The sequence below is a fragment of the Actinomycetota bacterium genome, assembly GCA_030774015.1.
GTDB lineage: Bacteria > Actinomycetota > UBA4738 > UBA4738 > JACQTL01 > JALYLZ01.
Window position 1 is genome coordinate 1 of record JALYLZ010000163.1, and the last position, 6,201, is coordinate 6,201.

Annotated in this window: 4 protein-coding genes; 3 read left to right on the top strand and 1 reads right to left on the bottom strand. The window is 70.0% G+C overall.

All coding sequences use genetic code 11. The features are described from left to right. The coding region (locus M3Q23_16070; protein MDP9343573.1) for a serine/threonine protein kinase at positions 1 to 1,116 on the bottom strand (1,116 nt) is incomplete at its 3' end. A gap of 471 nt (positions 1,117 to 1,587) precedes the next feature. On the opposite strand from M3Q23_16070, the gene M3Q23_16075 reads away from it, so the two are divergent. The 3 genes from M3Q23_16075 (at position 1,588) to M3Q23_16085 (ending at position 6,030) form a co-directional block, all read left to right on the top strand. Beyond that, positions 1,588 to 2,043, top strand: coding sequence for a helix-turn-helix domain-containing protein (locus M3Q23_16075; protein MDP9343574.1), 456 nt, complete (start codon positions 1,588 to 1,590; stop codon positions 2,041 to 2,043). 145 nt (positions 2,044 to 2,188) lie between these two features. Next, positions 2,189 to 2,401, top strand: coding sequence for a hypothetical protein (locus M3Q23_16080; GenBank protein MDP9343575.1), 213 nt, complete (start codon positions 2,189 to 2,191; stop codon positions 2,399 to 2,401). Positions 2,402 to 2,532: 131 nt separating this feature from the next. Beyond that, positions 2,533 to 6,030 (top strand): AAA family ATPase, encoded by a 3,498-nt coding sequence (locus M3Q23_16085; protein MDP9343576.1) that lies wholly within the window; start codon positions 2,533 to 2,535, stop codon positions 6,028 to 6,030. The last annotated feature ends 171 nt before the right edge of the window (positions 6,031 to 6,201 follow it).

Below are 6,201 nucleotides of genomic sequence, written 5' to 3' on the forward strand. Positions count from 1 at the left end.
GAACACCCGGGCGCCGGGAGCATGGAGCGGTTCGGGAATCGTGGCGGTCACCTTCCCGCCATCCGGGTCGACTCGAAGGAGCGCATTGAAGGTCCGAGGTGATGCCGACGGTCTCGGCGTGGAAGCCCCTGGAGCCGGAGAGGACCCGTCCTTCGACACAAGGGCAGCCACCGCGATCACCACCCCGATCAACCCGACCAGCCCCCCGCCGATGACGGCCCGCCGCCGATGCAGACCAGAACCCGTGAGCGGGCCTATTCGCTTGCTGCCCGACAGGGCACCCCGGGCCGACTCGACCAGGTCGCCGGCGCCGGCGAACCGGTCCTGCGGCTTCTTGGCCATGGCCGTCGCGACCACCACGTCCACGCCCGGTGGCAGATCGGGCCTCGCTGCGGTGACCTTCGGAGGTGGATCCTTCAGGTGGGCGTACATCCGGGCGGCGTCGCTTTCGCGCGGATACGGCGGCTGGCCGGTGAGGCACTCGTACAGCACGCAGCCCAGGGAGTAGATGTCCGTTTGCGATGACAGCGGATTCCCCTCGAACTGTTCCGGAGCGGCATAGTCGAGGGTCCCAACGAACTGGCCGGTGCCGGTGAGCCCGCTGTCCGAAGTGGTGCGCTTGGTGAGACCGAAGTCCGACAGGTACACCTTGTCCGCCCGGGAGGGCCCGGACGCCGGCAGGACCAGGATGTTGGCGGGCTTGACGTCGCGGTGCACCAGGCCCTGGTCGTGGGCGGCGTCCAGGGCCGAAGCGATCTGCGCGAGGATCGACACGGTGCGCTCGGGCCCGAGCGCACCTTCCCGCTCGAGGAGGGCTCGGAGGTCGGTGCCCTGCACGTAGCGCATGGCGATGAACAGGGTTCCTTCGGACTCCCCGGCCTCGTAGATGGGCACGATGTTGGGATCCTCGATGGAGGCGGCCAGGCGGGACTCCCGGATGAACCGCTCCCGGAATCCCTGATCGGAGGCCAACTCGGACGACAGGATCTTGAGGGCCACCCTGCGTCCCATTGCCTGGTCCTCGGCCAGGTACACCGAGCCCATGCCGCCCCGGCCGATCAGCCGCTCGATGCGGTAGCCGGCGAGGATGGTGCCAACACGCGACTCGGTGGCCATCTGTCTCTTCCGCCCGAGGCGTTGTACCACCTGCATCGACACGAGCGGTAGACCGAGCTCTTCGGATCGACGCGGCAAGCTTCTCGCTGCCATCCCTGTCGGTAGCAGCCCCGCCGACGTTGCCATCGGGCGGGTGCCGCGTGGGTGGCCAACTCGAGGCGACGGGACCTGACCCGGGTCGACCTCAAGACGGGCCAAGCCCAGAGACCCGCCCGCAAGGACCGCAAAGGAGGAGTAGAATGTGTTTGCGAAGCCGATTGGCTGAGAGCCTGAAAGGCCTCCCAAAGCTTTCCGACCCCCGCCCACTACGGGGGTCGCTTCGTTCCCGGCCGCGGGAGAGCCCCTCGAGCAGCGCGTCGCACCGGTACTCGAAGGAGGTGGCGACGCCGAAGTTCCCTCCCCCGCCTCGGATCCCGAAGAAGAGCTGGCCGGGCTGATCTGATCCCACTCCTACGCTGGCACCGCGAGCTGGTGCGGAGGAAGTGGACCTACGGACGGAGCCGCAAGCCAGGGCGACCTCCGATCGATCCCGAGATCGTTGATCTGATCCTGCGTCTCGCCCGAGAGAACCCGCGCTGGGGATGCGTCCGCATCCAGGGCGAGCTTCGCAGGCTCGGGATCCGGGTTGGGGCCACGACGATCAGGAGGGTGCTTCGACGCGCCGGCTGGGTCCTGCTCCCAGGCGAACGGGTCCCACCTGGTCGGAGTTCCTGCGGGCGCAGGCCAAGGGGATCATCGCGTGCGACTTCTTCTGCGTCGAGTCGGTCTGGCTCCGACCGCTCTACGTCCTGGTGTTCATCGAGCTGCACACCCGACGCGTGTTCGTCACCGCCTCGACGGCCCACCCGGATTCGGCCTGGGTCAGCCAGCAGGCCAGGAACCTGTCCATGGACCTCGACGGTCGCCCACCGCCTGTTCGATTCCTGATCCACGACCGGGACTCCAAGTTCTGCAGCCCATTCGACGAGGTCTTCCGCTCGGAAGGGACCGAGGTGATCCTCACACCCCGATTCGCGCTCCGAACGCGAACGCTTTCGCCGAGCGATGGATTCGGACCGTCCGAGCGGAGTGTCTGGACTGGACGCTGATCCTCGGGCGCCGGCACCTGGACCGGGTGCTCCGGACATACGCGGAGCACTACAACGGCCATCGCGCGCACCGGGCGCTCGGACTCGCTGCGCCGCTGGACGGCTCCGAGGATTCGTTGCCGATCCGCCCTTGGGAGGTCCATCGGCGGAACGTACTCGGCGGGCTGATCCACGAGTACCACGGGATGGCAGCATGATGAATCCGAGTTTTGGACCCCCACGGGTATCTGACCGGACAGCTTGGCGGAGTCGGAGAATAGACTCCTTGCGCCCCCGCCTTCGGGGGGCGCAGTGGGCACGCGGCTGAGACGATGGAGAACGCGGTCGGATGGTCTGCTCGAACTGTGGTGCGGACAACGCGCCGGGCACGAAGTTCTGCACGGAATGCGGGACCCCGCTCGTCCGGGCCTGCCCGGTATGCGGCAACCCCCTCAAGGGAGGGGAGAAGTTCTGCGGTGAGTGCGGAGAGCGCCTCGAGGCCGCCACCTCGCCGGCGGCCGCCACGGGCGCCGAACCACCTCCGCAGCCCGAGGCCGAGCGGCGCCTGGTCTCCGTCCTCTTTCTCGACCTGGTCGGCTTCACCACCCTCTCGGAGTCCCGGGACCCCGAGGATGTCAGGGACCTTCTCTCCCGCTACTTCGACACCTGTCGCGGGCTGATCGAGCGCTACGGCGGAACAGTCGAGAAGTTCATCGGCGACGCGGTGATGGCCGCGTGGGGCACGCCCGTGACCCATGAGGACGACGCCGAGCGAGCCGTGCGGGCCGCCCTCGACCTCGTCCAGGCCGTCCAGGGCCTGGGCGCGGAGGTGGGCGCTCCCGAGCTGAACGCCCGGGCGGGGATCCTCACCGGGGAGGCTGCCGTCACCCTCGGCGCCATCGGGCAGGGCATGGTCGCCGGGGACCTTGTCAACACCGCCTCGCGACTGCAGTCCGCGGCGGAGCCGGGCACCGTCCTCGTCGACGAGGCCACGCGCCGGGCAGCCGAGGCCGCTGTCGTGTACGCCGACGCGGGCCTGCACTCCCTGAAGGGCAAGGAGAGTCCCGTCCAGGCGTTCCGGGCCCTCAGGGTCGTGGCGGAGCGGGGTGGCGTGGGACGGAGCGAGGCCCTGGAGCCTCCCTTCGTCGGCCGGCACGAGGAGCTGAAGCTCCTGAAGGAGCTCCTCCACGCGACAGGGCGGGAGGGTCGCAGCCGGCTTGTCTCGGTGAGCGGGATCGCCGGGATCGGGAAGTCCCGCCTGATCTGGGAGCTGAAGAAGTACGTCGACGGCCTGGCCGAGACGATCTACTGGCACCATGGTCGTTCCCCCGCCTATGGCGAGGGGGTGACCTTCTGGGCGCTGGGCGAGATGGTGAGGGGCCGGGCCCGGATCGCCGAGACCGACGAGCCACAGGAGGCCAGGCGGAAGCTCTCGGCCAGCGTCGCCGAGCACGTCCAGGATCCGGAGGAACGCCGGTGGCTGGAGCCTCGCCTGGCCCATCTCCTGGGTCTGGAGGACGCCCCGCCGGGCGAGCGGGAGGAGCTGTTCGCCGCGTGGCGAAGGTTCTTCGAGCTGCTCTCGGAGCGAGGCACCGTGGCCATGGTGTTCGAGGACCTCCAGTGGTCCGACGCCGGGCTCCTGGACTACGTGGAATCCGTCCCGGAGTGGTCGAAGTCCTCCCCCATCCTCGTCATCACGCTGGCCCGCCCGGAGCTGATGGACCGCCGGCCGAGCTGGGGCGCGGGGCAGCGGAGCTTCACCGCGGTGCACCTTGAACCGCTTCCGGACGAGGCGATCGCCGAGATGCTTCGGGGGTTCGTCCAGGGCATCCAGATGGAAGACGTCGAGCGCGTCGTGTCCCGGGCCGAAGGCGTGCCTCTGTACGCCGTCGAGATGGTCAGGATGCTCGCCGGCCGGGGCATCCTCGAGCCCGGGGAGGGCGCCTACCGCATGGTGGGGGAGGTCGGGGACCTGGAGGTTCCGAACAGCCTGCACGCCCTCATCGCTTCCCGGCTGGACGCGCTCGATCCTGTCAGCCGGCACCTACTGCAGGGCGCGGCCGTGCTGGGGAAGAGCTTCACCGTGGAGGCGCTCGCGGCCGTGACCGGGGAGGGGAGCGGCGAGCTGGAGCCTCGCCTTCGGGATCTGGTTCGCAAGGAGTTCCTGTCCCTCGACAGCGATTCCCGCTCGCCCGAGCGAGGGCAGTATGCGTTCCTCCAGGGCCTGATCCGGGAGGTCGCCTACGGGACGCTGGCCAGGACGGATCGCCGGCAGCGGCACCTGGCCGCGGCACATCACTTCGAGGCCCTGGGGGATGACGAACTTTCGGGCGTGGTGGCCACGCACTACGTCGAGGCGCACCGGGCCACGCCGGCGGGGCCGGACGCCGAGGCCCTGGCCGCTCGGGCCCGCGACTGGCTCTCCCAGGCCGCCGATCGGGCGATCTCGCTGGGCTCACCGGAGCAGGCGCTCGCCTTCCTGGATCAGGCTTTGGCCGTCACATCCGGGGGCGCCGAGCGGGCGGGCATCCTCGACTTGGCCATGGAGGCCTCCCGGATGGCCACGCAGTACGACCGCGCCGTTGCCTTCGGCGAGGAGGCGGTGGCGGTCTACGAGGCAGAGGGGGATGTCGCCGGCGCGGCCTTGGCGACGGCGAAGATGGCCCGTCCGCTGATCTGGGCCGACCGGCCTTCCGACGCGATCGAACGCATGGAGCGAGCCCTCCAGAAGCTCGGCGACGATCACCAGGAGATTCATGCCGAGCTCTTCGCCGCGTTGGCGCACGCGAACGCGGCGATCGGCGCTCCCGACCGCGGCCTCTCCTGGGTGGAGAGAGCCCTGCCCATCGCCGAGCGGCTCGGCCTCATGGACCTCCTGCTCAGGGCGGTCCGCGTCAAAGCGTGGACGCTCTACGACCTGGGGCGCCATCAGGAGGCCGCGATGCTCGCCAAGGGCCGACTCACGCTCGCTGAGGAGATGGGAAGCCTGCTCGATCGGGCCGGGGCGTTGATCCAGCTCGGCGTGGGGCTGCTCGACGACGACCCGGCGGCTTCCGTGGAGGCGGCCCTGGAGGGGGCCGTCCTGGCCCGGCGCGGCGGCGACCGCAGCATGGAGGGCATCGCGCTGGGCAACGCCGCGGAGACTGGAATGTGGGCCGGGCGGTGGGCCGAGGCGGAGAGCGCCCTGCACCAACTCCAGGAGCGGAACGAGACGCACCATGGCCTGAGGCCCCTCGAGGCGATGCTCGCCGCACTTCGGGGGGACCCCGTCGGAGCGATCGAGCGCCTGGACGAGATCGGGCCCGAGGTGGAGGCCGCGGAGTCGGTGCAGACGCGCACGACCTATTTGGGGATCCGGGCCATGGTGGAGCTGTCGCAGGGCGACACGCAGGCCGCGGTCGAGCATGCCATGGCGGGGGTGGCGGCTGACCCGAGCGGGATCAACAGCCCCACGGCGCTCTCGGTCGCCGGCCGAGCTGCTTTGTGGCAGGGCGACGCTGCGAAGGCTCGAGAGGCTGTGGCAGCGATGGCGGTGTTCCGGGGCCGGTGGATGCGGGCGGTGAAGGCGACAGTGGAAGCGGGACTGGCGGCACTCGAGGGAAGACCCGAGGAGAGCGCAGCCGGCTACCGCCGGGCGATCGAGGCGTGGCGGGCGCTGGAGACGCCGCTGGACCTGGCGCTGTTCGGGTTGGACATGGGGACGATGCTTGGCATGGACCACCCCGACGCGGCCGAGGCGGTGGAGGAGTCGAAGGCGATCCTCGAGCGCCTCGGGGCGAAGCCGTTCCTGGATCGGCTCGAGCGGCTGGAACAGACGAGTCGCAAGGTACTGCCGACCCCGACCTGAGTGCACTCGTGGCCGGGAACGCGACCCCGCTCTGAGCGTCACGCCCGCGATGGCGTCAGGGGCGTTCTGGAGGCTGATGGTCTTCACCAGGGCGCCCGTTCTGGGATCGATCTCGCTCACCGTTTGCTGCAGATTGGCCGCCACCCAGACGGCTCCGGGACCGGCGGCGAT